The 25,495-nt window shown below is 70.5% G+C and carries 27 protein-coding genes; 14 read left to right on the forward strand and 13 right to left on the reverse strand.

From position 1 onward, the window contains the following. The first annotated feature begins 12 nt into the window (after positions 1 to 12). The 4 genes from lysS (at position 13) to LL946_RS06945 (ending at position 2,729) form a co-directional block, all read left to right on the forward strand. On the forward strand, positions 13 to 1,521 hold the full coding sequence (gene lysS / locus LL946_RS06930) for a lysine--tRNA ligase (protein ID WP_404386144.1): 1,509 nt from the start codon (positions 13 to 15) through the stop codon (positions 1,519 to 1,521). Positions 1,522 to 1,523: 2 nt separating this feature from the next. Next, the gene (locus tag LL946_RS06935) at positions 1,524 to 1,691 is read left to right on the forward strand and encodes a lysyl-tRNA synthetase (RefSeq protein WP_404386146.1); all 168 of its coding nucleotides are present in this window, start codon (positions 1,524 to 1,526) and stop codon (positions 1,689 to 1,691) included. A gap of 46 nt (positions 1,692 to 1,737) precedes the next feature. After that, positions 1,738 to 2,070 (forward strand): Lsr2 family protein, encoded by a 333-nt coding sequence (locus LL946_RS06940; RefSeq protein WP_404386148.1) that lies wholly within the window; start codon positions 1,738 to 1,740, stop codon positions 2,068 to 2,070. A gap of 251 nt (positions 2,071 to 2,321) precedes the next feature. Further along, positions 2,322 to 2,729, forward strand: coding sequence for a (2Fe-2S)-binding protein (locus tag LL946_RS06945; RefSeq protein ID WP_404386150.1), 408 nt, complete (start codon positions 2,322 to 2,324; stop codon positions 2,727 to 2,729). Positions 2,730 to 3,077: 348 nt separating this feature from the next. Here the strand turns inward: LL946_RS06945 and ligD (LL946_RS06950) are convergent, their stop codons facing one another. Together ligD (LL946_RS06950) and ligD (LL946_RS06955) are read right to left on the reverse strand one after the other, a co-directional pair. Further along, positions 3,078 to 3,959 (reverse strand): non-homologous end-joining DNA ligase, encoded by an 882-nt coding sequence (gene ligD / locus LL946_RS06950; RefSeq protein WP_404386152.1) that lies wholly within the window; start codon positions 3,957 to 3,959, stop codon positions 3,078 to 3,080. Further along, entirely contained in the window at positions 3,952 to 4,893 is a 942-nt protein-coding gene (gene ligD, locus LL946_RS06955; protein WP_404386154.1) for a non-homologous end-joining DNA ligase, read from the reverse strand. Before ligD (LL946_RS06955) ends, ligD (LL946_RS06950) begins: the two co-directional genes overlap by 8 nt. 46 nt (positions 4,894 to 4,939) lie before the next feature. Between ligD (LL946_RS06955) and LL946_RS06960 the strand changes: the two genes are divergently transcribed. The 7 genes from LL946_RS06960 to LL946_RS06990 all read left to right on the forward strand — a co-directional run bounded on the left by LL946_RS06960 (position 4,940) and on the right by LL946_RS06990 (position 12,709). After that, positions 4,940 to 5,272, forward strand: coding sequence for a hypothetical protein (locus LL946_RS06960; RefSeq protein ID WP_404386156.1), 333 nt, complete (start codon positions 4,940 to 4,942; stop codon positions 5,270 to 5,272). A gap of 45 nt (positions 5,273 to 5,317) precedes the next feature. After that, positions 5,318 to 6,232, forward strand: coding sequence for a Ku protein (locus LL946_RS06965; protein ID WP_404386158.1), 915 nt, complete (start codon positions 5,318 to 5,320; stop codon positions 6,230 to 6,232). After that, on the forward strand, positions 6,233 to 7,084 hold the full coding sequence (locus LL946_RS06970) for a hypothetical protein (RefSeq protein WP_404386160.1): 852 nt from the start codon (positions 6,233 to 6,235) through the stop codon (positions 7,082 to 7,084). Positions 7,085 to 7,210: 126 nt separating this feature from the next. Continuing rightward, on the forward strand, positions 7,211 to 8,047 hold the full coding sequence (locus tag LL946_RS06975; RefSeq protein WP_404386162.1) for an Fpg/Nei family DNA glycosylase: 837 nt from the start codon (positions 7,211 to 7,213) through the stop codon (positions 8,045 to 8,047). Between the two features lie 352 nt (positions 8,048 to 8,399). Continuing rightward, on the forward strand, positions 8,400 to 9,071 hold the full coding sequence (locus LL946_RS06980) for a slipin family protein (RefSeq protein ID WP_404386164.1): 672 nt from the start codon (positions 8,400 to 8,402) through the stop codon (positions 9,069 to 9,071). 153 nt (positions 9,072 to 9,224) lie between these two features. Continuing rightward, complete coding sequence (locus LL946_RS06985) at positions 9,225 to 9,959, forward strand: hypothetical protein (RefSeq protein WP_404386166.1); 735 nt, start codon at positions 9,225 to 9,227, stop codon at positions 9,957 to 9,959. Between the two features lie 206 nt (positions 9,960 to 10,165). Then, positions 10,166 to 12,709 (forward strand): ATP-dependent Clp protease ATP-binding subunit, encoded by a 2,544-nt coding sequence (locus LL946_RS06990; RefSeq protein WP_404386168.1) that lies wholly within the window; start codon positions 10,166 to 10,168, stop codon positions 12,707 to 12,709. A 168-nt stretch (positions 12,710 to 12,877) separates the two neighbouring features. Here the strand turns inward: LL946_RS06990 and LL946_RS06995 are convergent, their stop codons facing one another. Then, positions 12,878 to 13,558, reverse strand: a complete 681-nt coding sequence (locus LL946_RS06995; RefSeq protein WP_404386170.1) for a DUF305 domain-containing protein — start codon at positions 13,556 to 13,558, stop codon at positions 12,878 to 12,880. A gap of 174 nt (positions 13,559 to 13,732) precedes the next feature. Between LL946_RS06995 and LL946_RS07000 the strand changes: the two genes are divergently transcribed. The 3 genes from LL946_RS07000 (at position 13,733) to LL946_RS07010 (ending at position 16,683) form a co-directional block, all read left to right on the forward strand. Next, on the forward strand, positions 13,733 to 15,148 hold the full coding sequence (locus LL946_RS07000; RefSeq protein WP_404386172.1) for an LVIVD repeat-containing protein: 1,416 nt from the start codon (positions 13,733 to 13,735) through the stop codon (positions 15,146 to 15,148). 262 nt (positions 15,149 to 15,410) lie between these two features. Further along, the gene (locus tag LL946_RS07005; protein WP_404386174.1) at positions 15,411 to 15,980 is read left to right on the forward strand and encodes a hypothetical protein; all 570 of its coding nucleotides are present in this window, start codon (positions 15,411 to 15,413) and stop codon (positions 15,978 to 15,980) included. 250 nt (positions 15,981 to 16,230) lie between these two features. Continuing rightward, positions 16,231 to 16,683 carry an amino-acid N-acetyltransferase gene (locus LL946_RS07010; protein ID WP_404386817.1) on the forward strand — a complete coding sequence of 151 codons (453 nt, stop codon included), beginning with the start codon at positions 16,231 to 16,233 and terminating at the stop codon, positions 16,681 to 16,683. A 68-nt stretch (positions 16,684 to 16,751) separates the two neighbouring features. Here the strand turns inward: LL946_RS07010 and LL946_RS07015 are convergent, their stop codons facing one another. From LL946_RS07015 to LL946_RS07060, 10 genes are all read right to left on the reverse strand, one after another. After that, positions 16,752 to 18,395 carry an MFS transporter gene (locus LL946_RS07015; RefSeq protein ID WP_404386176.1) on the reverse strand — a complete coding sequence of 548 codons (1,644 nt, stop codon included), beginning with the start codon at positions 18,393 to 18,395 and terminating at the stop codon, positions 16,752 to 16,754. Then, entirely contained in the window at positions 18,392 to 19,306 is a 915-nt protein-coding gene (locus LL946_RS07020; RefSeq protein WP_404386178.1) for an A/G-specific adenine glycosylase, read from the reverse strand. Before LL946_RS07020 ends, LL946_RS07015 begins: the two co-directional genes overlap by 4 nt. An 18-nt stretch (positions 19,307 to 19,324) precedes the next feature. Then, positions 19,325 to 20,377: a DNA integrity scanning diadenylate cyclase DisA gene (gene disA / locus LL946_RS07025; RefSeq protein WP_404386819.1), complete on the reverse strand. Its 1,053-nt coding sequence runs from the start codon at positions 20,375 to 20,377 to the stop codon at positions 19,325 to 19,327. Between the two features lie 124 nt (positions 20,378 to 20,501). Then, the gene (locus LL946_RS07030) at positions 20,502 to 20,789 is read right to left on the reverse strand and encodes a DUF4287 domain-containing protein (protein WP_404386180.1); all 288 of its coding nucleotides are present in this window, start codon (positions 20,787 to 20,789) and stop codon (positions 20,502 to 20,504) included. A 37-nt stretch (positions 20,790 to 20,826) separates the two neighbouring features. Then, positions 20,827 to 22,212 (reverse strand): DNA repair protein RadA, encoded by a 1,386-nt coding sequence (gene radA / locus LL946_RS07035; RefSeq protein WP_404386182.1) that lies wholly within the window; start codon positions 22,210 to 22,212, stop codon positions 20,827 to 20,829. Positions 22,213 to 22,314: 102 nt separating this feature from the next. Then, positions 22,315 to 22,761: a 50S ribosomal protein L9 gene (gene rplI, locus LL946_RS07040; RefSeq protein ID WP_404386184.1), complete on the reverse strand. Its 447-nt coding sequence runs from the start codon at positions 22,759 to 22,761 to the stop codon at positions 22,315 to 22,317. Positions 22,762 to 22,795: 34 nt separating this feature from the next. Then, positions 22,796 to 23,032, reverse strand: a complete 237-nt coding sequence (gene rpsR, locus LL946_RS07045) for a 30S ribosomal protein S18 (RefSeq protein WP_035904052.1) — start codon at positions 23,030 to 23,032, stop codon at positions 22,796 to 22,798. Between the two features lie 79 nt (positions 23,033 to 23,111). Then, positions 23,112 to 23,714 carry a single-stranded DNA-binding protein gene (locus tag LL946_RS07050; RefSeq protein ID WP_404386187.1) on the reverse strand — a complete coding sequence of 201 codons (603 nt, stop codon included), beginning with the start codon at positions 23,712 to 23,714 and terminating at the stop codon, positions 23,112 to 23,114. Positions 23,715 to 23,831: 117 nt separating this feature from the next. Then, a complete protein-coding gene (gene rpsF / locus LL946_RS07055; protein ID WP_147063234.1) occupies positions 23,832 to 24,119 on the reverse strand; it encodes a 30S ribosomal protein S6 in 288 nt (95 codons plus the stop codon). 140 nt (positions 24,120 to 24,259) lie between these two features. Further along, complete coding sequence (locus tag LL946_RS07060) at positions 24,260 to 25,495, reverse strand: hypothetical protein (RefSeq protein ID WP_404386190.1); 1,236 nt, start codon at positions 25,493 to 25,495, stop codon at positions 24,260 to 24,262.

Here is a 25,495-nt window from a genome sequence, read left to right on the forward strand (position 1 = left end):
ACCCTTGAGCGTGTGAGCGAGACCCCCACCGGCACCACCACCGTCCCCGAGATCGACCTGTCCGAGCAGCAGCGCATCCGCCGCGAGAAGCGCACCCGCCTGCTCGAGGCGGGCACGGCGGCATACCCCGTCTCGGTCGACCGGACCCACGCCCTCGTCGACGTGCGCGAGCAGTGGGGCCACCTCGAGACCGGGCAGGAGACCGACGACGTCGTCTCGGTCGCGGGTCGGGTCGTCTTCGTGCGCAACACCGGCAAGCTCGCCTTCGCCACCCTCCAGGAGGGTGAGGGCATCCGCCTCCAGGTCATGCTCAGCCTCGCCGAGGTCGGTGAGGAGTCGCTCGCCGACTGGAAGGCCCACGTCGACCTCGGTGACCACGTCTCCGTCACCGGTCGCGTCATCAGCAGCCGCCGCGGCGAGCTCTCGGTCATGGCGACGAGCTGGACCATGGCGTCCAAGGCGCTGCGCCCCATGCCGACGCTGCACAAGGAGCTCTCCGAGGAGAGCCGCGTCCGCCAGCGCTACGCCGACCTCATCGTGCGCCAGGAGGCGCGCGACATGGTCCGCACCAAGGCACGCATCCTCAGCGCCATGCGCCACGAGCTCGAGGACCAGGGCTACCTCGAGGTCGAGACGCCGGTCCTCCAGCTCATCCACGGCGGCGCCGCGGCTCGGCCCTTCCGGACACACCTCAACGCGTTCGACCAGGAGATGACCCTGCGGATCGCGCTCGAACTCAACCTCAAGAAGGCCGTCGTCGGTGGTGTCGACCGGGTCTACGAGATGGGCCGCATCTTCCGCAACGAGGGCGTCGACGCCACCCACTCCCCCGAGTTCACGATGCTCGAGGCCTACCAGGCGTGGGGCGACCAGGGCACGATCGCCGACCTCATCAAGGACCTCTACCTCGCCGCCGCCGACGCGGTCGGGTCGCGCCTCGTAGAGACCGAGCGGGGCACCATCGACCTCGACGGCGAGTGGCGCTGGCTGCCGGTGCACGAGGCCGTGAGCGAGGCCGTCGGCGAGACCGTCACCATCGACACCGACCTCGAGACCCTGCGCGGCCACGCCGCCCGGCACGACGTCGCGATCGACCCCTCCTGGGAGCGCGACAAGGTCTTCCTCGAGCTGCTCGGCGAGCTCGTCGAGCCGACGCTGCTCCAGCCGACCTTCCTGTGCGACTACCCCGCGAGCGCCCAGCCCCTCGCCCGGCCGCACCGCTCCGAGCCCGGGCTCATCGAGGCGTGGGACCTCATCATCGGCGGTGTCGAGCGCGGCACCGGGTTCTCCGAGCTCATCGACCCCGAGATCCAGCGGGCCGTCCTCACCGAGCAGTCGCGCAAGGCGGCCGGCGGTGACCCCGAGGCCATGCAGCTCGACGAGGACTTCCTGCGGGCGCTCGAGTACGGCGCGCCGCCCATGGGCGGTCTCGGCCTGGGCGTCGACCGGCTCGTCATGCTCTTCACCGGCGCCAACATTCGCGAAACGATCCTTTTCCCCCACCTCAAGCCGGAGGCCTGACCATGTGGGACTCCATCTGGCCATATCTCGCGGCCATCCTGCCCACGATCATCGTGGCCCTGCTCTTCTATTTCCTCATGAAGCGGATCCTCGAGGGAGACCGTCGTGAGCGGCTCGCACAAAGTCAGTGGGAGTCCGAGCAGTCGAAAAAGCCGAAAGACAATTCCTGAATGCTAACCTTCGCTCGTCATATTCGACGTGTGAAGGGAATTCAAGATGGCACAGCGCGTGCAGGTGCTGCTCGTCGACGACATCGACAACACCGATGCCGACGAGACAGTCACGTTCGCTCTTGACGGCGTGTCCTACGAGATCGACCTCAACACCGCCAACGCCGCCAAGCTGCGCGATGCGCTGGCCCCGTGGGTCGGTCACGCCCGCCGCTCGGGTGGCCGCAAGGTCTCCGGCCGCGGCAGCAGCGGTGGTGGAGCGCGTCGCAAGGACGTCAGCGCCGTTCGCGAATGGGCCCGCAAGAACGGCCACGACGTGAGCGAGCGCGGTCGCATTCCCGCGGCCGTCCAGGAGGCCTACGACAAGGCCAACAGCTGATCTCGAAAGACGTCAGCGAGGCGACGGCACCCGACCCGGGTGCCGTCGCCTCCGTCATGTCACGACACCACGGATATCTCGAATTCGTCGGTGGCGAGACCCTTTTCACGGCCCTGACCAGCGCTTTTGCCAATTCTGCGCAATGGTGCCAAAAACTCACGGCGCAGAACTCCAGACTGTATGCCGTTCCCGCACCCCCGCAGGTCGCTTCCGCATTCGTCCTCCAGCACCTCCTGAGCATTCCCGCGCAGGTGTCCGCATTTGCTGCCTGCACCGGCCCCTGGCGCGTCGTGCTCGGCACCCTCGAGGCCTCCGGGCTGTCGTGCGACCTCGCGCCCGGGCTCTACCCCGAGCGGATCGGGTTCCTCGCGGTGGAGCCGGCCGACCACGAGCCGGCGGCGCGCGTCGAGGAGGCGCGTACGGCATACCTCCGGCTGGGCCGCGAGATCGCGAACGCCTACGACGTCGACGTCAAGATGTCGACCCGGCAACGGCTCGGCATGGTCGAGGACCTGTGGGAGATGGCCCTGCGCGAGGCTCGGGCGGCGACCGGCGGTGGCTGGGGGCCGACCGTCGAGCGCCGGTCGTGCTGCCTCATCTACGCCCTGCCCGGCTGCCACGAGTGCGCCGGCTGTCCTCGCCTCACCACGTCGACCTGAGTAGCCCGCCCCATTCCGGGCCGACCGGTGCGGGTGGATCGTGGAGTCATGGCAATCCTGCGACGCGTACTGGGTGTGGCGCTGATGTCCTTCGTTCCCGGCGTGGTGGGCTCAGCCCTCGAGTGTGCCGTCCCCGGCACCCGGCCCAGGACCGCCGGAGGCGAGGCCCGATGAGTCCCTCACGGCTGGTCGGTCTCGTGATCCTGTGCGTCACGATCGCCGCCCTGGCGTACGCCCTGTGGGTCGTCTGGCTGTGGACCGCCTGACGTCGTCAGGTGCGCTCGAGCCGACCGCCTCTGACCCGGCTGGGAGCGGCATGTGCCGGTCCGATGAGCCCCACCGGCAGGGTCAGAGCAGGTCCTCGAGCAGGTCGCCGTACTCCTCGATCCGCTCGAGCATGTCGTCGAACATCACCTGCTCGAACGTCTCGCCCGCAGCACCGGCCTCCAGCTCGTCCCAGGTCCGCGGAGCCGCGACGCAGGGCAGCTCCCGGCCGCGTAGCGAGTATGGGCTGATCGTCGTCTTGGCGGCGACGTTCTGGCTCCAGTCGAGGAAGATCTTCCCCGGCCGCAGCGACTTCGTCATCTTCCACAGCACGAGGTCGGGGTGCTTCTTGGTCATCTCCTGGGCGAGCTGCTGGGCGAGGTCGCGCACCTGGTCACTCGTGAGGTCGCCGCCCAGCGAGGCGTAGAGCTGCATCCCCTTGCTGCCCGACGTCACGGGGTGCAGACCCAGCCCCAGCGCCTCGAGCCGCTCGCGCAGCAGCAGCGCCACCCGTGCGCACTCGGCGAGGCCCGCGGGGCTGCCGGGGTCGAGGTCGATGACGAGCCTGTTGGGGTTCTCGCGCTCGCCGTCCTCGGTGACGGTCCACTGCGGCACGTGCACCTCGAGGGAGTTGAGGTTGACGAGGTAGACGAGGTGCGACACGTCCTCGACCATCGGGTAGGTCACGTCGTCGACCTGCACCCGGGGCAGCCACGAGGGCGCACCGCTGGGCAGGTTCTTCTCGAAGAAGCTCTGGTCGGCCACCCCGTGCGGCCATCGGACCCGCGTCACCGGACGAGCAGCGATGTGCGGCAGCAGGATCGGCGCGATCGTGACGTAGTAGTTGAGCACCTCGCCCTTGGTCGTCTCGGTCGACGGGTACATGACCTTGCTCAGGCTCGAGAGCTTGAGGGTGCGCCCCCCGACGTCGACGCGCGTGATCTCCGGGGTGTACTTCTCAGGCATCGGTCACCTCGTGCAGGTCGGCGGGAGTGAGGTCGGTGCGAATGCCGAGGTATGCCGGCTGGCGCAGCTTGCCGGTCGAGCCCCGTCCCAGGGACTGCACCTCCACGACGACGGTGGGCTCGACCCACACCGCGCCGGCAGCGTCCTCGCGGGGCACGTCGTTCGAGAACGGGGATGCGCTGCGCTGCAGCGGTTCCAGCATCCTGCCGACCCGGGCACCCGCCGTGCCGGCGAGCCCGGCACCCACGCGGCCGGCATACTCCCAGCCGCCGGCTCCGTCAGGGGTGCCGACGAGGACGGCGCCGAGCCGGTTCGTCGTCCCCGTCTCGGGGCGCCACCCGCCGACGACGACCGACAGCGTGGCGCGGTGCGGTGACTTGCGCCAGTCCGCGGAGCGGCGCCCCGCGGCATACGGGGAGGAGCGTCGTTTGCTGACGATGCCCTCGAGACCCTGCTCGCGCGTGGCCTCGAAGAGCTCCTCGCCGTCGTGGTAGGTGGGCGGCACCTGCCAGGCCGCGCCGCCGAGCTCGAGGCGTTCGAGCAGCTCGCGGCGAGCCGACCACGGCTGGCCGGTGAGGTCGGAACCGAAGAGCCGCAACAGGTCGAAGGCCATGAAGGTCACCGGCCGGGTCGTCGCGAGCTGGGCCGCCCTGCGGGGCGACGACACGTGCATCCGCTCGGCGAGCGCGGCGAAGGAGGGCATGCCGCCGTCGAGGGCGACGACCTCGCCGTCGAGGAGCAGGTCGTCGTAGGTGTCGGCCAGTCCCCCGAGCTCGGGGAAGCTCACCGACACGTCCCGCCCCGTCCGGCTCGAGAGCACCAGCCGCCCGTCACGGACGTCGGCGAGGACCCGCATGCCGTCCCACTTGACCTCGTGCACCCACTCGGGTCCGCGCGGGATGCCGTCGGCGACCGACGCGAGCATGGGCTGCATCCGCCCATCCTCTCCGAACCCGGGTCCGAGGGTGTGGAATGGACCCATGGCGGTGGACGGGGCGAGGCGCACGCGCAGCAACCTGCCCTGGGCCCTGGGGTTCGCCGCACTCCTCGTGGCGATGCTCCTGGCCGCTCCTTGGGTCGGGGCCATCTGGCCGAAGGCCCCGTACGCCATCTTCGCGCTGGTCATCGTGCTGACCCCGGTGGCGTTGGTGTGGGTCGCCGGTGAGGCCCACCTGCGGTGGTCGCCCCGTGACCGTGTCGCCCGGGGCGCCGCCGGGTGGAGTCTGGCGCTCGTCTGCCTGGGACTGCTGGTCTTCCTCGCGCCGCCCGGGATCTACCTCCTCGTCATGTCGCTGGCCTACCTCTTCGGCTGACGACGACCGCCCCTGCGAGGTGAGCACGCGGCATACAGTGGCTCCATGCGTGCGATCTGGAAGGGCGCGGTCTCGTTCGGGCTGGTCAACGTGCCCGTGCGGCTCTACTCGGCGACCGAGAACCACGACGTGCAGTTCCGGCAGGTGCACCGCGAGGACGGCGGCCGGATCAAGTACAAGCGCACGTGCAGCATCGACGGCGAGGAAGTCGCGTACGACGACATCGCCAAGGGCTACGAGACCGAGGACGGCGACATGGTCGTTCTCACCGACGAGGACTTCAAGGACCTGCCGAGCAAGTCCTCGAAGGAGATCAACGTCGAGAAGTTCGTGCCCACCGAGCAGATCGACCCGATGCTGCTCGACAAGAGCTACTACCTCGAGCCGGACAAGACGGCGACCAAGCCCTACGTCCTGCTGCGCGAGGCGCTCGAGTCCGAGGGCCGGATGGCGGTCGTCACCGTCTCGATCCGCACTCGCATGACCATGGCCGTGCTCCGGGTCCGCGAGGGCGTCATCGTCATGCAGACGATGCTCTGGCCCGACGAGATCCGGCGCCCCGACTTCGCGCACGTCGACGACGCCGGAGAGGCGACCGACAAGGAGATGGCGATGGCCAAGCTCCTCATCGAGCAGCTCGCCGGTGACTTCGAGGCCGACGACTACGAGGACGACTACGCCATCGCGCTCCAGGAGCTCGTCAAGGCCAAGGTCGAGGGCGGGGAGGTCCGGGCACCTGCCGCCAAGGCCGAGGAGTCCGGCGAGGTCGTCGACCTCCTGGCGGCCCTGGCGAAGTCGGTCGAGAAGGCCAAGGCCTCCCGCGGTGAGGCGCCGTCCAAGCCCGCCGCCAAGGCGTCCGACGACAAGCCGGCCACGAAGGCGGCGGCCAAGAAGACCACCGCGAAGAAGTCAGCGGCCAAGAAGACGACGGCGAAGAAGGCCACCAAGAAGGCCTCCTGAGTGTCCGACCACCAGGAACCCTCGCTCGACGCCGTCCTGGATCATGGCGGCTGGCTGCTCATCGACCCGCGGCCGGTCGCCGCCGCGCATCCGGACACCTTCGAGATGCCGACGCGCGAGGAGCTCGATGGGCTCGGACGCGGCTCGGGAGTCAAGGCGATGTTCACCCTCGCCGACCTGTCCGATCCCGTCCGCGACGGTCGGCCCGCCTACTCCAGCGCAGGCGTCCCGCAGCTCACCCTCGTCACCGAACGCATGTGGCTCCAGGTGCTCGGCCGGGACGGGGACCTGCTGCGCTGCGTGCTGGACAACGTGCCGTTCTCCACGCACACCCGGCTCGTGGTGAACGCGAGGATCGACATCCCCGTGAGCCACGTCATCGCCACGGACCCCGACGGGAGCGGGGGCCTGGACGACTACCTCGCCGAGCTGGAGCGGTCCGACCTTCCGCCTGTCGCCGAGCACTCGCTGACCCGTCCTGAGGACGCCACGCGCTGGCCTTCGGTCCGTCCCGACCAGGACGAGATCTGCCGTCGCGCCGGGGTGTGGCCCCATCCACCGTGGCCGTTCGGCCAGATGCTCGTGGCGAAGGACCTGTCGCCCGACGCTGCGCCGGTCCACGGGGCCCGGTTTGCCGCCGAGCCCGAACGCGGCGACTGTGGCTGGGTCGTGTTCGCCGGCTACGGCTCCATGGACGAGGCCCACGAGGCCGTCGGGTTCGAGGTCGTGACCGTGCAGGAGGCCTGTCGCCGCCAGCCGAGGCTCCTCGCGTACCTAGCACTGCCCGAGGCCTGGGGATTCACGTTCGGCCCCGATGGCGACGACGTCTACCTCGCCGACATCACCGACTGAAGCGACGTCGAGCACACCTTCCCGGTATGCCGTCCGCACGGCATACGGGCCCGTGTCTCGCCCCAGCCGGGCTGGGCCTCGGTGGCTGCCATGTGGCGCAGTCCGGGTGTGGCCGATGATGGGCCCATGCCCGAAGGCCACACCCTCTACGCCCTCGCCCGCGACCTCGACACCGCCTTCCGCGGCACCTCGCCGGTCGTGACCAGCCCGCAGGGGAAGTTCGCCGAGGGCGCCGCACTGCTCTCGGGCACCGAGGTGCTCGAGGCGACGTCGTGGGGCAAGCACCTCTTCGTGGAGTTCGCCGGCGACCGGATCCTGTGGGTGCACCTCGGTCTCATCGGCACCTTCACGATCGACACGACGTCGTATGCCGGTGAGATGCCGGTCGTGGGTCAGGTCCGGTGCCGCTTCGCAACCGACGACCACGTGGCCGACCTGCGCGGACCCATGGTCTGCGACGTCGTCACCCCCGAGAAGGTCGACGAGGTCCTCGGACGGCTCGGCCCGGACCCGTTGCGTCCCAGCGACCCTCGCTCCGACCCGGACCTCGCGTGGAAGCGGATCCAGCGCTCGGGCAGGCCCATCGCCGAGCTGCTCATGGACCAGGCCGTCCTCGCCGGGGTGGGCAACGTCTACCGCTCCGAGGTGCTCTTCCGGCTGCGCGTCCACCCGTTCCGCCCGGGCGACAAACTCCAGCGCAAGACGTGGCGGGCCATCTGGGAGGACCTCGTCGCGCTCCTGCCGCTCGGCGTCGCGACGAGCAAGATCGTCACGGTGCACGAGCAGGTCGACGAGGTCTCGCGCGCCCTGGAGGAGGGTGAGGAGGTGCGGCTCACCGAGCGCGAGTCCTACGTCTACAAGCGACAGGGCGAGCCGTGTCACGTGTGCGGTTCGCGGATCCGCACCCAGGTCGTCGCCGGCCGCAACCTCTTCTGGTGCGGCAACTGCCAGCGCCGAGGCTGACGGCAGCCGACCGTAATTCGGTGGCGGACGGCATACGCCGGTCCGCACACTGGTCCACGGACGGACGAGAGGAAGCAGCCGGAGCGGCGTGCCGCACACCGGTCCTGCGCATCGCCTCTCGTCGATGGATCCACTGGCAGGCCCTGTCAAGGCTTCGGGTTCAACTCCCGCTTCACAGACAGGTGGTGCCGGTCGGAGTCACGGACGTGAGTGCTCAGTGGCCCGGGTGGTCAGGGAGACGCCCGCAGCCCCGCACGCGCGTCCGCCGACCGGCACCATCACCTGCCCGCTCCGTCACGTCCGACGCCACACCACTCGTCCTGCCCACCGGCGCACCCGAAGGAGGTTGCCCATGTTCCTCGTCCACGTCACCGTCCCCGCCCACACCGTGGCAGTCGAGCTCGTCGACGGCACCCCTGTCCGGGTGCTCGATCCGGGCCGTCACCGCAGGGCCCGCAGGGCGACCTACGTCCAAGTGGACGTGCGCGAGCAGCTGCTCGCGGTCGCCCCGCAGGAGATCCTCACCGTCGACGGCGTGCAGGTGCGCGTCTCGGCGGCGGTGCGGTGGACCGTCGCGGACCCCGTCGCGTGGCTCGAGCGCGCGACCGACCCGCTCGGTCTGGTCTACCTCGGGACGCAGGTCGCGCTGCGGGACGCCGTCGCCGGGCTGACGCTCGACACGGTGTCGCAGCGCGGGTCGGGGCTCGACGCCGTTGCCCTCACTGCGGCGGTGGCCTCGGTGGCCCGACCGGTCGGGGTCGCGGTCACCGAGGTCGTCGTCAAGGACGTCATCCTCCCGGCGGAGGTCCGGGCGGCGACCCTCGAGCTCGCCACGGCACGCCGCCGTGGCGCAGCCCAGCTCGAGATCGCGCGGGCCGAGACGGCCGCCCTGCGGTCCTTGGCCAACGGCGCGAAGCTGCTCGACGACCACCCTGCCCTGGCACGGATGCGCCTCGTCCAGGCGCTGCCGTACGGCGCCCAGCTCGTCGTCACGGTCGGTGAGCCGGGCACCGACGGCGCCTGACCCCGCCGGATCCGGGGCGGCGGTCGCCCTCGTGGGCGGCCGTCGCCGCGGACGCCGCCGTATGCCGTCCGTTCCGGTCCCGTGCGCAGCGAACTCCCGGCGTCGTCACAGGTTGGAGGAGCATCCTGAGGGGTGAGCGGAAGGACCCCTCCCATGAGCCAGACGCCTGACCAGCCGGGTTCGCCCGAGTCCCCGGCGAACCCGCCCACGATGCCGATCGAACCGACCGCGCCGCCCGCGCCGCCTGCTTCGCAGCCGGCCATGTCGCAGGCCGCCCCGGGAACGACCGCGCGCCGTTCGATGTGGGGGGAGGCGACCTCGACGCGAGGTGGAACGCTCGCGGTGATCCTGGCGGGCGCCAGCCTCGCACTCGTCGCCCTGCTCGTGGCCGCCCTCGGCGCGGTGTTCGTGGCACGGCACGTCGGGGACGACCGCGGTCGCGGACCGTGGGCGACCGACTCCCGGGACATGCCCGGACGCGAACGGATGAACCCCGAACGCGGACCCCAGCAGCTCCCGCCGGGCCAGAACGGTGGCAACGGGCGCGGCGGCGCGGGTGACCTCCCGGGTCTGGGGCTGCCGGGCCTGGGGCTGCCGGGCGCCGGCGCCCCGTTGCACGGCGAGGCGGTGGTCCCGGGCGAGGGAGCGGCCACGACCACCGTCGTCTTCCAGCGGGGAGTGGTCACCGCGGTGACCGCGGACACGCTCACCGTCAAGAGCACCGACGGCCACACCGCGACCTACACGATCGGCGCCGACACCCGCCAGCGGCTGCAGGACAAGGTGTCCACCCTGGCCACGGGCGACGAGGTGACCGTGGTCGCCACCAAGGACGGCAACGTGACGCTCCGCATCCTCAGGACGGGACGCACCGAGGCGGGCGACTGACCCGCCGGAATCCGCCGACAGCGAACATGAGTGGGCTCGGCTCACCCCGCGGAACACCCGGCCCGTATGCCGCGTTGGACGCCTTGACACACCTCGAACCCCGCTGACCACTCCCCGATCGGTGACCTCCCTGTGAAAGGGAGGTCACGGCATACAGGGAGCGGGGATAGCATCGAGGTGACTCATATCAGTCAGGAGCCAGCACCATGTTCGAACGGTTCACCGACCGGGCCCGCCGGGTGGTCGTCCTCGCCCAGGAAGAGGCGCGGCTGCTCAACCACAACTACATCGGCACCGAGCACATCCTCCTCGGCCTCATCCACGAGGGTGAGGGTGTCGCGAGCAAGGCCCTCGAGAGCCTCGGGATCTCTCTGGACGCCGTCCGCGAGCAGGTGCAGGAGATCATCGGCCAGGGCCAGCAGGCCCCGACCGGTCACATCCCGTTCACGCCCCGAGCCAAGAAGGTGCTCGAGCTCTCGCTGCGCGAGGCGCTCCAGCTCGGCCACAACTACATCGGCACCGAGCACATCCTCCTCGGCCTGATCCGCGAGGGCGAGGGCGTCGCCGCCCAGGTCCTCGTCAAGCTCGGCGCCGACCTCGGTCGCGTGCGCCAGCAGGTCATCCAGCTCATCTCGGGCTACCAAGGTGGCAAGGAGGGCGCCACGGCCGGTGTCGGTCAGGGTGGCCCCGCCGAGGGCATCCCCGCCGGTTCGCTCGTGCTCGACCAGTTCGGTCGCAACCTCACCGTGGCTGCCCGCGAGGGCAAGCTCGACCCGGTCATCGGGCGTGAGAAGGAGATCGAGCGGGTCATGCAGGTGCTGTCCCGCCGCACCAAGAACAACCCCGTCCTCATCGGTGAGCCCGGTGTCGGCAAGACCGCCGTCGTCGAGGGCCTCGCCCAGGATATCGTGCGCGGCGAGGTCCCCGAGACCCTCAAGGACAAGCAGCTCTACACCCTCGACCTCGGCGCTCTCGTCGCCGGCAGTCGCTACCGCGGTGACTTCGAGGAGCGTCTCAAGAAGGTCCTCAAGGAGATCCGCACCCGCGGCGACATCGTGCTGTTCATCGACGAGATCCACACCCTCGTCGGTGCCGGTGCGGCCGAGGGTGCGATCGACGCCGCGAGCATCCTCAAGCCGATGCTCGCGCGTGGTGAGCTCCAGGTCATCGGTGCGACCACACTCGACGAGTACCGCAAGCACATCGAGAAGGACGCCGCCCTCGAGCGCCGCTTCCAGCCGATCCAGGTGGCCGAGCCGACGCTGGCCCACGCCATCGAGATCCTCAAGGGCCTGCGCGACCGCTACGAGGCGCACCACCGCGTCTCCATCACCGACGGTGCGCTCGTCGCGGCGGCCAACATGGCCGATCGCTACGTCAACGACCGCTTCCTCCCCGACAAGGCCATCGACCTCATCGACGAGGCGGGCGCCCGGTTGCGCATCCGCCGGATGACCGCACCGCCGGACCTGCGCGAGTTCGACGAGCGCATCTCGGCCGTCGTGCGCGAGAAGGAGTCGGCGATCGACGGGCAGGACTTCGAGAAGGCCGCGCGCCTGCGCGACGACGAGAAGAACCTGCGCGCCGAGAAGGCCCAGCGCGAGAACGAGTGGAAGAGCGGTGACCTCGACGTCGTCGCCGAGGTCGACGAGGAGCTCATCGCCGAGGTCCTCGCGGCGAGCACCGGGATCCCGGTCTTCAAGCTCACCGAGGAGGAGTCCTCGCGGCTGCTCCACATGGAGGACGAGCTGCACAAGCGGGTCGTCGGCATGGACGACGCCATCAAGGCGCTCTCGCAGGCGATCCGTCGCACGCGTGCGGGCCTCAAGGACCCGCGCCGTCCCGGTGGTTCGTTCATCTTCGCCGGTCCGACCGGTGTGGGTAAGACCGAGCTCGCCAAGACGCTCGCCGAGTTCCTCTTCGGCGACGAGGACAGCCTCATCCAGCTCGACATGTCCGAGTACAGCGAGAAGCACACCGTCTCGCGGCTCTTCGGCTCGCCTCCCGGCTACGTCGGCTACGAGGAGGGCGGCCAGCTCACCGAGAAGGTCCGGCGCAAGCCGTTCTCGGTCGTGCTGTTCGACGAGGTCGAGAAGGCCCACCCCGAGATCTTCAACAGCCTGCTGCAGGTGCTCGAGGACGGCCGCCTCACCGACTCCCAGGGTCGGATGGTCGACTTCAAGAACACCGTGATCATCATGACGACCAACCTCGGTACGCGTGACATCACCAAGGGCGCCCTCGGCTTCACTGCCGGTCCGGACACCCAGAGCACCTACGACCGGATGAAGAACAAGGTCATCGACGAGCTCAAGCAGCACTTCCGCCCCGAGTTCCTCAACCGCGTCGACGACACGATCGTCTTCCCGCAGCTCACGCAGGACGAGATCATCCAGATCGTCGACCTCGAGATCGCCAAGCTCGACAAGCGCCTCAAGGACAAGGACATGGGCATGGAGCTCACGCCCGCGGCCAAGATGCTGCTCGCCAAGCGCGGCTACGACCCGGTGCTGGGTGCGCGACCGCTGCGTCGCACGATCCAGCGCGAGATCGAGGACGTGCTGTCCGAGAAGATCCTCTTCGGCGAGCTCAAGGCCGGCGAGATCGTCGCGGTCGACGCGACCGGCGAGGGCAAGGACGACACCTTCACCTTCGAGGGCACCGCGCACGCGCATGCCATCGAGGTCCCGGTCGTCACCGCCGGAGCGTCGGCGCCGCCGAGCAGCGGGTCCGCCGCCTCGAGCGAGTGACCCACCCGGTCAGTTGACCTGACCGAAGCAGAAGGCGGGGTATGCCGCGAGCGCGAGCTCACGGCATACCCCGCCTTCCGTCGTGTCTCCTGCCCACGCACTTGTCGACCAGGGGGTCACGAACGGCGCTGCCGACAGTTCGTGACCTCTTGGTCGAAAAGTGTCGGGTCAGGAGAGGCGCGCGAGCATGCCCTGCATCTGCTGGATCTGCTTGGTCTGCGTGACGTTGATGTCGGCCGCCATCTCCTCGACCATCTCCTCGCCGGCGGAGGTCCCGTGCTGGCCCACCATCGTCAGGGCGCCCTGGTGGTGGGCGATCATCAGGCGCAGGAAGAGGCGGTCGGCGGCGACGCCGGTGGCCTTGGCGAGCTCCTCCATCTGCGCAGGGGTCGCCATGCCCGGCATGCCCGCGTGGTCGTGGTCGCCCAGGCGGGGGTTCGTCGCCTGCGGCGGGACCTCCTGCTTGCGCTCCTGGAGCCATGTCGTCATCGCGAGGATCTCGGGCCGCTGCTCGTCACCGATCCGCGCGGCGAGCGACTTCGCCTGGGTGTCGGTGAGCCGTGGCAGCGCCGTCTCGACCATGACGAGCGCCTGCGAGTGGTGGACGATCATGTCCTGGTAGAAGGTGACGTCGCCCGGTGAGACCGTCCGAGGTGCGCGCGTGGCGGCGCTGCCGCTGACCGTCGCGTTCGGCTCGCCGGGCAGCCCGGGCTGGATCACCGGATCGCTCGAGGTCGGGCCGGGAGTGCCGGGCACCGGCTGCGGCTTCTCGTCACCGGAGCATGCCGTCAGGGCGAGGGCGAGGAGGGCGCTGAGGGCGACGGCTGTCGTGCGGCGGCGAATCGGCATGTGCGGCACTGTAGTTGGCGTCCCTGTCCATCGCCCCGTCCGATGCGGACACAACTGGCGAGTAGGGAGTTCTTACCCTCCCTTTACCCACCTGTGGGAACTTTTCGACGAGCATGACCTCACCGCACACACATTTGGGCAGTCGCTCCTGGCCTGCCCGACGGAGGAGGAACCATGAGGCTTTTCCGCACAGTGGGGATCGCGGCCGTTGCCGCGCTCGCCGCGAGCGGCTGGGGCGTGGCTTCGGCCGGCGCCGCTGACGTCGAACCGGAAGCGGTCGGCAAGTCAGGCGTCCAGCTCGCACCCGACCAGATCGGGCGCAGCGCCAACGTCCAGCACCTCTTCAACACCCCGCACGTCACCCCGGTCGACGGCACGGGCAGCGACATCGCCTTCTCGGGCAACAAGGCCTTCGTCGGCAACTACAACGGCTTCGTCATCTACGACGTCTCGACCCCGGCCTCGCCCAAGGTCCTCGCTCGCGTGAGCTGCCCCGGCTCGCAGAACGACATCACCATCTCGGGCAACCTGCTCTACCTCTCGACCGACTCCTCGCGCAGCGACACCTCGTGCGCCTCGACGACCTCGCCGGTGACGGTGAAGGAGTCGTGGGAGGGCATCAAGATCTTCGACGTGTCCGACCCGACCAGCCCCAAGTACCTCAAGGCCGTCGAGACCAAGTGCGGCTCGCACACCAACACGCTCGTGCCCGGCGACAAGAACGACTACCTCTACGTGTCGTCCTACTCGCCCCGCGCGGAATACCCCGACTGCCAGCCGCCGCACGACTCGATCAGCATCGTCGAGGTCCCCAAGGCCGACCCGACGGCGGCCAAGGTCGTCGCCGAGCCCAACCTCTTCCCCGACGGCGGCAACCCCGGTGGTGTCCACCCGTCCGGTGACACCTACTCGACGACGAGCGGCTGCCACGACATCACGGCCTACCCGTCCAAGAAGATCGCGGCCGGTGCCTGCATGGGCGACGGCATCATCATGGACATCTCCGACCCGGTGGCTCCCAAGGTCATCGAGCGCGTCCAGGACACGGCGAACTTCGCGTTCTGGCACTCGGCGACGTTCAACAACAAGGGCACCAAGGTCATCTTCACCGACGAGCTCGGTGGTGGCGGCCGCGCGACCTGCAACACCAAGGTCGGCCCGACCCGTGGCGCCAACGGCATCTACGACCTGTCGGCCGACAACCAGCTGACCTTCAAGTCGTACTACAAGATCCCCCGGCACCAGAACGACTCCGAGAACTGCGTCGCCCACAACGGCTCGCTCATCCCGGTTCAGGGACGCGACGTCATGGTCCAGTCCTGGTACATGGGTGGCACGTCCTTCTGGGACTTCACCGACTCCGAGAACCCGCGTGAGATCGGCTACTTCGAGCGCGGCCCGAACGGCGGCGTCGGTGGTGGCGGCGGTGGCACCTGGTCGTCGTACTACTACAACGGCCACGTCTTCTCGTCCGACCTCGGCAAGGGCTTCGACGTCCTCAAGATCACCGACCGCAGCCTGATGAAGGCTGCCGACGTGAAGATGAACGAGCTCAACCCGCAGAGCCAGCCGGTCTACGCGACCCGCTGACCCTCACCTCGGACGTCGGCCCAGCCGGGGCGTCCGAACGGACCGGCCGTCCGCGCTTCGTGCGCGGGCGGCCGGTTTTCGTGTGTCGCGAGCGCGCCGTGGGTCCGGGTCCCCGGCGCGGCTCGCGCCAATGGGACTAGTGAATTTGCCCGCCCTTTACCCTCTTTTGCTCCCATGTGGACCACGATGACGTCACCCGGATGCGCGTCGGATGACCATGGACCGGACGATCCCGTCGTCTCGGTGTGAAGGAGTGAGCACCATGAGGGCTTGGACCACGGCGTTCCTCGCTGGGCTGCTCGCCTGTGCCACGACCCTGCTCACCCCACCGAGTGCGGTCGCTGCCACGGCGTGGGTGGACTACCCCTTCTTCCGTGACACCATCCCCGTCCACAACCGCCTGGGAGTCGTCGGGACGACGACGGCTGCCCACCGCTGGGAGGTGGGCACGGGCATCGACCTCGTCCCGGTGACCACCGAGCCGTCCCGAGGCATCACCATCCGGTGGAGCTCGGCCAGGGCAGGCACCAAGATCGGGGGTTGGGTGGAGGTGCCCACCTGGCTCACGACCGGACCGAACGGCGGTCTCGAGATCGGTGACTGCATCGTCAACGTGAACACGTCCGTCGGCGGCGTCGGTCGCCCGTACGGCAAGTGGCTGGCCGCCATCGTCAGCCACGAGGTCGGGCACTGTCTCGGGCACTGGGACCACGCGGCCGACCCGCACATCATGAGGGCGTTCATCTCCAAGAGCGCGACTCTGGCCGGCTACTCCTGGACTCCCACGTCGACCGACCTCGCTCGCATCCGAACGGCGTACACGACCAACTGAGACGCCGCTCGGGAGGGTGCCGTCGGACCGGCCGTCCGCGCTTCGTGCGCGGGCGGCCCGTTTCCGTGCGGGCCGCGATACTTGTCGTATGCCGTCCTCGCACTCCGAGCCCGCCGCACCTGCCGCTCCTGTTGCCTCCGCCGAGACCGCCGACGCCGTCGAGCCCGACGACGGGACCGGGGCGCGGGTCCCACGCTCTGCGTGGGCCGGCATACGGATCCGTCCGGCACGCACGCGGGACGTCAGGGCCATGCGGGCCCTGGTGGCGCCGCTCGCGGAGCAGCGGGTGCTGCTCCAGAAGGAGGCGGTCGCCTACTACGAGTCGGTCGGCGACTTCGTCGTGGCCGAGCGTGACGGCGAGGTCGTCGGGTGCGGCGCCGTGCACGTGCTGTGGGAGGACCTCGCCGAGATCCGCACCCTCGCCGTGTCGTCCGCGGCACTCGGCCACGGCATCGGCTCGCGGATCATCGAGAGCCTGGTCGCCCGGGCAGTCGGGCTCGGGGTGGAGCGCCTGTTCTGCCTCACCTTCGAGACCGAGTTCTTCGCGAGGCACGGGTTCGCGCCCATCGAGGGCCAGGCGGTCGAGCCCGAGGTCTACCTCGAGCTGCTGCGGTCCTACGACGAGGGTGTCGCGGAGTTCCTCGACCTCGAGCGGGTCAAGCCGAACACGTTGGGCAACACGAGGATGCTGCGCGTCCTCTGAGCCTTGACCACTTTCGACCAATTGGTCACGAAATGCGGGCCGGTCCAGCCACGATCGTGACCTAGTGGTCAAACGGCGGCGCGTCTGGGTGGCTGGGTTCGGCGCACCTGGATGGACAGCAGCAGGACCGCGACGAGCAGCCCGCTGATGACGCCGAACCCGAGCCGGGGCACCAGCGGGAGGGCGATGCCGATGCCGCCGCCGACGACCCAGGCGATCTGGAGCACCGTCTCGGACCAGGCGAAGGTCTGGGTCCGGACGTTCTCGGCGACGTCGCGCTGGATGATCGCGTCGGTGCTCAGCTTGATGACCTGGGAGCACAGTCCGGCGCACAGGCCGAGCACGAGCAGGGTGAGCAGCGAGTACGCGAAGGCCGTCGTCAGGGCAGCCGCGACGATGAGCAGGAACGCCGCGGCGACGATCCGGTCGGGCGGGAACCGGCGCAGGGCGTTGCCGACGACCGTCCCGAGGGCGTTGCCCGCTCCCGCGGCGCCGACGACGAGGGCGAGGACGAGCGGTCCGCTGTAGCCCGGGATCGGCTGCTCCCGCATGAGGAAGGCCATGAAGAGCGTGAGGAACCCGGTGAGCAGCCGGCCCCCCATCGCGCTCACCAGAGCGGCGCGCACGGTCACCGGCAGGGCCAGGACGCGCGCCCGCAGCCGGTCGCCCATGCGACCGGTTGCCCGTTCGGGCCGTCGCGCGGACGGTGCTGATGCGGACCGAGGAGCCCGAACGGGCAATAGGTCGACCGTGTCCTCGATGTCCTCCTCGCCGGCGGAGGAGTCGACCCGCGCGGGCAGCCGGATGGCGAGGACCGTCCCGACGACGTAGATGACGAACGCGAGCCGGAGCGACCACTCGGGCCCGACGCGCGCGATGGCACCGGCCAGTCCGCCACCGACGGCCATACCTGCCACGCCGGCGAGGGCGATGCGCGAGTTGGCGTTGACGAGCGTGAAGCCAGCGGGCAGCAGTCGAGGGATCGCGGCCGAGCGGGTCACGCCGTAGGCCTTGGACGCGACGAGGCAGCCCAGCGCGGCGGGGAAGAGCCAGGGCGAGTCGGTCGCGACGGCGCCGGCGAGGACCCAGCAGAGGAAGGCCCGCAGTGCGAGCGTCGTCCCGATCGCCCAGCGGCGACCGCGCCGGAAGCGGTCGAGCAGCGGCCCGATGAACGGCGCGAGCAGGGCGAACGGCGCCATGGTGAGCACGAGGAACTGCGCGACCTGGGCCCGCGCCTCGTCGGTGGGGATGGCGAAGATCGTGCCGGCCAGGCTCACCGTGAGCGCGGCGTCGCCGCAGATGTTGACGAAGTGCAGCTCGACGAGGCGTGCGAGCCCGCTCTCGCCAGCACCCTGGGAGCGGGCGAACGCCCGGGCGCGCTGGGCTCCGGCGCGGCCTCCGCGACCGGCCATGCGGGCCCCCCCGACGGTGCCGCGGCCGACGACCCTGAACGCCCTGGCCGCCCCGGCCCGCACGCCGTAGGGATCCGGCGGCACGCGGCGCCCGTCCCGCTCCCCGCGTCCGTCCCGTCCGTCCCGTCCAGCGCGTCCGTGCGCCTCCCGGTCGCGAGTGCCCTGCTCGCCCCACTCCCCCTGCCCGGCCGGCCGCGTGGGGTCGACGGGACGCAACGGCTGGGTGGGATCGACCGGGCGCAGCGGCTCGGTGGGCTCGTCCGGGCGCAGCGGCTCGGTGGGCTCGTCCGGCGTGCTCACCCCGCGACCTCCTCGAGCCCAGGCAGCGCGAAGTGGTCGTCACGAACGGGCTCGACGAGACCGTCCTCGACGAGGCCGGCGAGGCACCGGTCGACCTGGACCTCGTCGCGACCCGGTGCGAGCGCCGCTCGTGGCAGCGGCCCGGAGCTCTCGCGCAGCGCCTGGACGATGATGCCCCGCACCTGGCGGTCCGTGCCGTTCCACTTCTGCCCGCGTCGCGGCGGGCCGTCGTATGCCGGCCGCCCCCCGAGCACCCAAGCGCACCGGGCGCTCACGGGGCACTCGTCGCACCGTGGGCTGCGGGCCGTGCACACGAGCGCGCCGAGCTCCATCACCGCGACGTTCCAGACGGCCGCATCCTCGTCGTCATCGGGCAGCAGGTCCGCGGCGAGCGCGACCTCGGCCCGGGTCATCGACGGCGAGGCGTGGGCCCGGCCGGTGACGACTCGCGCCTGCACCCGGCGCACGTTGGTGTCGACGACGACCGAGCGGTCACCGTACGCGAACGCCGCGACGGCCGCCGCGGTGTACTCGCCGATGCCGGGCAGCGCGCGCAGCTCGGCCTGGTCGCGTGGCACCTGTCCATCATGGCGTTCGGCGATCGCCGTCGCGGCCTCGTGGAGCCGCAGGGCGCGCCGCGGGTAGCCGAGCCGGCCCCAGGCCCGCACGACCTCCCCGGGCGACTCCCGAGCGAGGTCGGCCGGGGTGGGCCAGCGCTGCATCCACGCGCGCCAGATCGGCTCGACCCGCGCGATGGGCGTCTGCTGCGACATGACCTCGGAGAGCAGCACCCCCCACGCCGAGCACGACGGGTCGCGCCAGGGCAGCGGACGGGAGCTCACGGCATACCAGTCGAGGACGGCACCGTGCAGCGCGGCGACGTCGATCGCGCAGGGGAGCGATGCGCTCACGGTCGCCAGCGCCCCGGGTCAGACGTAGCGCTCGAGGATGCTGCTCTCCGCGAGTCGCGACAGGCCCTCGCGGACGAGACGGGCGCGACCCTCGCCCACGCCCTCGACGCTCATGAGGTCGTCGACGCCGGCGGCGAGGAGCTTCTGGAGGCTGCCGAAGTGCTCGACGAGGCGGTCGACGATGGCGCCCGGCAGCCGCGGCACCTTGCTGAGCATGCGGTAGCCGAGCGGGCTCACGGAGGAGTCGAGCGCGTCACCGACGACGGTGAAGCCGAGCGACTTCGCGCCCGCGGCCGGGTCGAGCAGCTCGGTGGCGTCGATGTCGGTGAGGTTTGCGATCGCCCGCTCGAGGTCGTGCTCGCCGCGCGACTCGTGGAGGTAGTCGCGGATGACGAGGCCGAGGTCGTCGGAGAGCCCGCCGGTGAGCTCCTCGAGCTGGAGGCTGAGGAGGCGGCCGTCGGTGCCGAGCTGGAGGACGTAGTCGCCGATCTCGTCCTTGATCCGGCGGACCATCTCGAGACGCTGGAGCACGTTGGCGACGTCGCGGACCGTGACGAGGTCCTCGATCTCGAGGGCCGAGAGCGTGCCGGTGACCTCGTCGAGGCGCTGCTTGTAGCGCTCGAGGGTCTGCAGCGCCTGGTTGGCCCGGGAGAGGATCGCACTGGAGTCCTCGAGGACGAACCGGCTGCCGCCGACGTAGAGGGCGACGATGCGCATCGACTGGCTCACCGAGACGACGGGGAAGCCGGTCTGCTTCGCGACCCGCTCGGCCGTGCGGTGACGGGTGCCGGACTCGCTGGTCTCGATGGTCGCGTCCGGGACGAGCTGGGTGGCGGCGCGCAGGATCTTGGTGACGTCGCGGTCGCACACGATGGCGCCGTCCATCTTGGCGAGCTCACGCAGGCGGGTGGCCGAGAACTCCACGTCGAGCGGGAAGCCACCCGTGGCGATCGCGTCGATGGTGCGGTCCTGGCCGAGCACGATGAGGGCGCCGGTGCGGCCGCGGAGGATGCGTTCGAGACCGTCGCGCAGCTCGGTGCCCGGCGCGACGGCGGCGAGGGTCGTCCGCATCAGCTCGTCCTCGTGCAGCGGCGTGGCCACGTACGTCCCCTTCAGGTCGTTGCAGGTCAGGTACCCCTGCCCGATCGGAGTCTAACGGCGCAGGTATGCCGTCCGGTCCCGTGACGGATCACGGTCAGGACTCGCGTGCGGCGATCCCGTCGAGCCGAAGGGTGTCGGACTCGTCGCGGTGGCTGCCGGTGGTGCCGACGTGCTTGTCGCCGATGTGGGCACCCTGGCGCACGACTTGGGTGAAGGCCATGGCGTGCCCGTGACCGAGACCGACGTCGGCCTTGAGCCAGTCGACGATGACCCCTGCCTTGGTGTCCGGTCCGAACCCCTGTGCCTGTGCGAGCTCGAGGAGCTCCTGGGGGGTCTTGCCGGTCTGCTTCTCGATGGCGTCGAGATAGGCCTGGAACGACATGCTGCTCTCCCGTGGACGAGTGGACGTCAGGACATGTCTATCCCACGGGCGTGACCGAGAGCTGGACCGCTTCGAGCACGCTGGCGACCTCGATGACGCGCAGGCCGTCAGGCACGGGCCCGCCCCCGACGACTCCGGGCGGGACGATCGCGGTGGTGAACCCGAGCCGCGAGGCCTCGGCCAGACGGCGGTGGGCGCCGGTCACCGGTCGCAGCTCACCGGCGAGGCCGACCTCGCCGAACGCGACCGTGCCGGTGGGCAGCGGCTGGTCGTTGATCGCGCTGGCGAGCGCGAGCGTGACGGCCAGGTCGGCCGCCGGCTCGGTGATCCGCACCCCGCCGACGGTCGACGCGAAGACGTCCTTGCGACCGATCGGGGCCCGGGCGCGGGTGCCGAGTACGGCGAGGATCATGCCGACCCGGGCCGAGTCGAGACCGCTGGTCGCGCGCCGGGGGTTGGGCACCTCGCTCTGGTCGACGAGCGCCTGGACCTCGGTGACGAGCGGGCGGCGGCCCTCGAGCGTCACCGTGACGCAGGTGCCGGGGACGGCGGCGGTGCGGTTGGACAGGAAGAGCCCGCTGGGATCGGCGAGTCCGGTGATGCCGACGTCGGACAGGTCGAAGCAGCCGACCTCGTCGGTCGGGCCGTAGCGGTTCTTGACCGCCCGCACGAGCCGGAGCCGGCTGTGCCGGTCACCCTCGAACTGCACGACGACGTCGACGAGGTGCTCGAGCACCCGCGGGCCGGCGATGGAGCCGTCCTTGGTGACGTGGCCGACGAGCAGGGTCGAGATGCCCCGCGACTTGGCCATGGCGATGAGGCTGGCCGCGACCTCGCGCACCTGCGAGACGTTGCCCGCGGAACCGTCGACCTCGGCGCTGCTGATGGTCTGGACCGAGTCGATGATCACGAGCTCGGGCTCGACCTGGTCGATCTGGCCGAGCACGGTCGCGAGGTCGGTCTCGGACGCGAGGTAGAGGGTCCGCGCCATTGCCTCGATGCGCTCGGCACGGCTGCGCACCTGCGCCGCGGACTCCTCGCCGCTGACGTAGAGCACCCGGCGCTCGTGCCCCGGCTCGCCACCGCGGGCGGCCCGGCCGGCGACGTCGAGCAACAGGGTCGACTTGCCGATGCCCGGCTCACCCGCGACGAGGACGACCGCGCCCGGGACGAGCCCGCCACCGAGCACGCGGTCGAACTCGGGCACCCCGGTGCCGCGGGCCTGCGCCCTGCTCGAGTCGACCTCGCCGATCGGGACGGCGGGGCGCTCGACGGACTTGGCGGCCGTGGTCCGCGCCGTCACCGCGCCGACCTCGGTCACCGACCCCCAGGCCTGGCACTCGCCGCACCGACCCACCCACTTGACGGTCGTCCACCCGCACTCCGTGCACCGGTATGCCGGTCTCGTGCCCTTCGCTGCCATGGGCGCCAACCTAGGCGAGCGTACCGACAGTCCCTCGCAACGGCATACGGGAACGCAGCAGCGCCCGGCCCCAAGGGGACCGGGCGCTGCTCTGTCAGCGAGTCAGCCGGCGACGACGTTGAGCGCGACCTTGGCCTGCACCTCGGGGTGCAGACGGACGAGGGCCTCGTGGGCACCCGTGGTCTTGATCGGGGTCGGGACCTCGATCTTGCGCTTGTCGATGTCGGTGCCGATGGCGTCCTTGACGGCCGCGGCGATGTCGGCGGTGGAGACGGCACCGAAGAGACGTCCCTCCTTGCCGGCGTGCGCGGGGACCGTCACGGGCCTGGCCTCGAGGTTGCCCTTGATCGACTGGGCCTCCTCGAGCGACTTCACCGCACGGACCTCACGGCCCTTGGCGAGGGAGTCGACCTGCTTCTGCGCGCCCTTGGTCCACCCCGTCGCGAGACCGCGACGGAAGAGGAAGTTGCGGGCGTAGCCGTCCTTGACGTCGACGACGTCACCGGCGGTGCCGAGGTTCGAGACCTCGTGCGTGAGAATGACCTTCATTGTTCAGCTCTCCTTGTCGGTGCTGGGTCGCGCGTCAGCGGGACGAGCTGGAGTAGGGAAGGAGCGCCATCTCACGGGCGTTCTTGACCGCGTTGGCGATCAGACGCTGCTCCTGGACGGACACGCCGGTCACCCGACGAGCGCGGATCTTGCCGCGGTCGGAGATGAACTTGCGCAGCAGCGCAGTGTCCTTGTAGTCGATGTTCTCGACCTTCGCCGCCTTGAGCGGGTTGGCCTTCTTCTTGGGCTTGCGCACAACTGGCTTGGCCATCGTGGTGCTCTCCTTTTCGCTGAATGCCTCAGCGGATGAGCCCTGGTCTCCCAGGGATGGTGTGAATCTGTGGTGGTGGTCAGAAGGGGGGCTCGTCGTAGGCCGGGGCGTTGCCCCAGCCTCCCTGGCCACCCTGCTGTCCCTGCGAACCCTGCTGCGGTGCCGCCGGTGCGCCGCCGCCCTGCTGGTTCCAACCGCCGCCCTGTGACGGTCCGCCCTGGCCTTGGCCCTGAGGTGCGGAGCCACCGGTCGCCCACGGGTCAGGCTGGCCGGAGCCACCTTGGTCGCCGCCGAAGCCGCCACCGCCGCCGCCACCGCGCGAGGTCTTGTTGACCTTGGCGGTCGCGTACTTCATCGAGGGGCCGACCTCGTCGACGTCCATCTCGATGACGGTGCGCTTCTCGCCCTCCTTGGTCTCGTACGAACGAGACTTCAGACGGCCGGTGACGATGACCCGCGTGCCCCGCTGCAGGGACTCGGCGACGTTCTCGGCCGCGTCACGCCAGACCGAGCAGCGCATGAACAGCGTCTCGCCGTCCTTCCACTCGTTGCTGGTCCGGTCGAACGTGCGCGGCGTGGAGGCCACGGTGAAGTTCGCGACGGCAGCACCCGAGGGGGTGAAGCGCAGCTCGGGGTCCCCGGTGAGGTTCCCGACGATCGTGAGGACGGTCTCGCCTGCCATGGATCAGATCCCCTTTGGTCTGGTGCAGCGTGAGTCTGGGTGTGCGGCGTTCGTGGGTGGTGCTGGGTTCAGCTGGGTCCAGCGAGGTTCGCTGGGGTGGAGTCGTGAGGACGAAGGTCAGGCGCCGGGGCGCAGGAGCTTGGTCCGCATGATCGACTCGTTGAGGCCGAGCTGACGGTCCAGCTCCTTGGCCGTGGCCGGCTCCGAGGTGAAGTTGACGACGGCGTAGATGCCCTCGGCCTTCTTCTTGATCTCGTAGGCGAGGCGACGACGGCCCCAGATGTCGACGTTGTCGACGGTGCCACCGTCCTTGGTGATCACCGTGAGGAACTTGTCGAGCGACGGCTGGACCGTGCGGTCGTCAAGCTCCGGGTCGAGGATGACCATGAGTTCGTACTGACGCATGCGTTAACCCGCCTCCTTCGGTCTGAACGGTCACGGTCTCTCCGTGACAGGAGGGTATGCATCGCTGCCGACACCGCCGTGGAGTTGTCCACAGGGCACACAGGCAACCCGGCAAGGGTACCGGGCCGGACGGCATACGACTAAATCGTCGTCGCGGTCGGCGAATCGGCAGCTCCGGTGCCCTCGACACCTTCCCTGGGCGGCGGGTCCCACACGCCGCGTGGCCCGGCGGTGGCCGTCTGCCAGGCACGGACGGCCAGGTAGACGACGGCTGCGACCCGGCCGAGCAGGGCGACGGCGTACCAGCTCGCCGGGAGCCCGCGGTTCGCGTCCTGGAGGCCGCCGAGGTAGAGCCAGACAGCGACGAAGTGCACCGCCTCGGCCAGCGCCCAGACGAGGTGGTCGCGCCAGCGCAGCCCGGCCAGCGCGACGAGCGGCACGAGCCAGAGCGAGGACTGCACCGGGAACGACTTGCCGCTCACGAGGACCACGGCCACGAGGACGAGTGCTGCCGCGCCGATGCGGGGGGCGGTCGGCGCCCCGAGGACGAGCACGCCGGCGAGCACGACCGCGAGGACGACCCCGAGCACCGCCAGGACCGTGAGCAGGCCCGCGGACCACGCGCTGCCGGCGAGGGTTGGGAGGTACCAGACCGACCCCAATCCGGCGAGGCTGTCGTTCCACAGGCCCCACGAGCGGGTGACCAGGGCGGGTTCGGCGACGAGGAGGGGCACCACGACGACGGCGACCGCCGCGAGGGCCCCCACGGCCACCCGCCCGAGCTCGTGCTCACGACCGGTGCGCCAGGCGTGCGCGGCGACGACGAGGAGGAGCAGGCCCGGGTAGGTGCGTGCCAAGAGACCCGCACCGAGCAGCGCGCCGGCCAGCACCGGGTGCCGTCTCGACCAGGCCCACAGCCCACCGGTCGCCAGTGCGACTCCGAGGAGGTCCGGCGAGAGCAGGAGCGTCAGGGCGGCGACGGGGGCGAGGACGACATGCCTCGGGTCCAGGCCCCGTCGGACTCCATCGTGGCCCGCGTCCACGTCGCGCACCCACCACGCCATGAGCGCGAGCGCCGCGACCGAGAGGACGGCCCAGAGGCCGAGGACCCAGCGCTGGGTGGCGAGCGCGTCTCCACCGGGTCCCGCGCCCGCCACGAGCGACAGCAGGGCACCGGTGAGCGGCGGGTGGTCCAGGGGCACGTCACCGGCGAGCCAGGTGACCAGCCCTCGGTCGGCCCCGGCCGTCTGGGTCGAGACGGCGAGGTCGGAGTAGCAGTAGCGCCAGAACGGCTCCTGCCCTCCCCAGCCACGGTCGAGGCAGGGCGCCTGCTTCCACAGGGACGCGAGCACCGGCAGCGCCGCGAGCAGCGCCAC

The sequence above is a fragment of the Knoellia locipacati genome, from assembly GCF_044791685.1.
Taxonomy (GTDB): Bacteria; Actinomycetota; Actinomycetes; order Actinomycetales; family Dermatophilaceae; genus Knoellia; species Knoellia locipacati_A.

Bases quoted from the DNA above. Each gene is read 5' to 3' on its own strand.
- LL946_RS06935 (WP_404386146.1), top strand. From the start codon at position 1,524: ATGTGGGACTCCATCTGGCCATATCTCGCGGCCATCCTGCCCACGATC.
- LL946_RS06940 (WP_404386148.1), top strand. From the start codon at position 1,738: ATGGCACAGCGCGTGCAGGTGCTGCTCGTCGACGACATCGACAACACC.
- ligD (WP_404386152.1), bottom strand. From the start codon at position 3,959: ATGCCTGAGAAGTACACCCCGGAGATCACGCGCGTCGACGTCGGGGGG.
- ligD (WP_404386154.1), bottom strand. From the start codon at position 4,893: ATGCAGCCCATGCTCGCGTCGGTCGCCGACGGCATCCCGCGCGGACCC.
- LL946_RS06960 (WP_404386156.1), top strand. From the start codon at position 4,940: ATGGCGGTGGACGGGGCGAGGCGCACGCGCAGCAACCTGCCCTGGGCC.
- LL946_RS06965 (WP_404386158.1), top strand. From the start codon at position 5,318: ATGCGTGCGATCTGGAAGGGCGCGGTCTCGTTCGGGCTGGTCAACGTG.
- LL946_RS06975 (WP_404386162.1), top strand. From the start codon at position 7,211: ATGCCCGAAGGCCACACCCTCTACGCCCTCGCCCGCGACCTCGACACC.
- LL946_RS06980 (WP_404386164.1), top strand. From the start codon at position 8,400: ATGTTCCTCGTCCACGTCACCGTCCCCGCCCACACCGTGGCAGTCGAG.
- LL946_RS06985 (WP_404386166.1), top strand. From the start codon at position 9,225: ATGAGCCAGACGCCTGACCAGCCGGGTTCGCCCGAGTCCCCGGCGAAC.
- LL946_RS06990 (WP_404386168.1), top strand. From the start codon at position 10,166: ATGTTCGAACGGTTCACCGACCGGGCCCGCCGGGTGGTCGTCCTCGCC.
- LL946_RS06995 (WP_404386170.1), bottom strand. From the start codon at position 13,558: ATGCCGATTCGCCGCCGCACGACAGCCGTCGCCCTCAGCGCCCTCCTC.
- LL946_RS07000 (WP_404386172.1), top strand. From the start codon at position 13,733: ATGAGGCTTTTCCGCACAGTGGGGATCGCGGCCGTTGCCGCGCTCGCC.
- LL946_RS07005 (WP_404386174.1), top strand. From the start codon at position 15,411: ATGAGGGCTTGGACCACGGCGTTCCTCGCTGGGCTGCTCGCCTGTGCC.
- LL946_RS07010 (WP_404386817.1), top strand. From the start codon at position 16,231: ATGCGGGCCCTGGTGGCGCCGCTCGCGGAGCAGCGGGTGCTGCTCCAG.
- disA (WP_404386819.1), bottom strand. From the start codon at position 20,377: ATGCGGACGACCCTCGCCGCCGTCGCGCCGGGCACCGAGCTGCGCGAC.
- LL946_RS07030 (WP_404386180.1), bottom strand. From the start codon at position 20,789: ATGTCGTTCCAGGCCTATCTCGACGCCATCGAGAAGCAGACCGGCAAG.
- radA (WP_404386182.1), bottom strand. From the start codon at position 22,212: ATGGCAGCGAAGGGCACGAGACCGGCATACCGGTGCACGGAGTGCGGG.
- rplI (WP_404386184.1), bottom strand. From the start codon at position 22,761: ATGAAGGTCATTCTCACGCACGAGGTCTCGAACCTCGGCACCGCCGGT.
- rpsR (WP_035904052.1), bottom strand. From the start codon at position 23,032: ATGGCCAAGCCAGTTGTGCGCAAGCCCAAGAAGAAGGCCAACCCGCTC.
- LL946_RS07050 (WP_404386187.1), bottom strand. From the start codon at position 23,714: ATGGCAGGCGAGACCGTCCTCACGATCGTCGGGAACCTCACCGGGGAC.
- rpsF (WP_147063234.1), bottom strand. From the start codon at position 24,119: ATGCGTCAGTACGAACTCATGGTCATCCTCGACCCGGAGCTTGACGAC.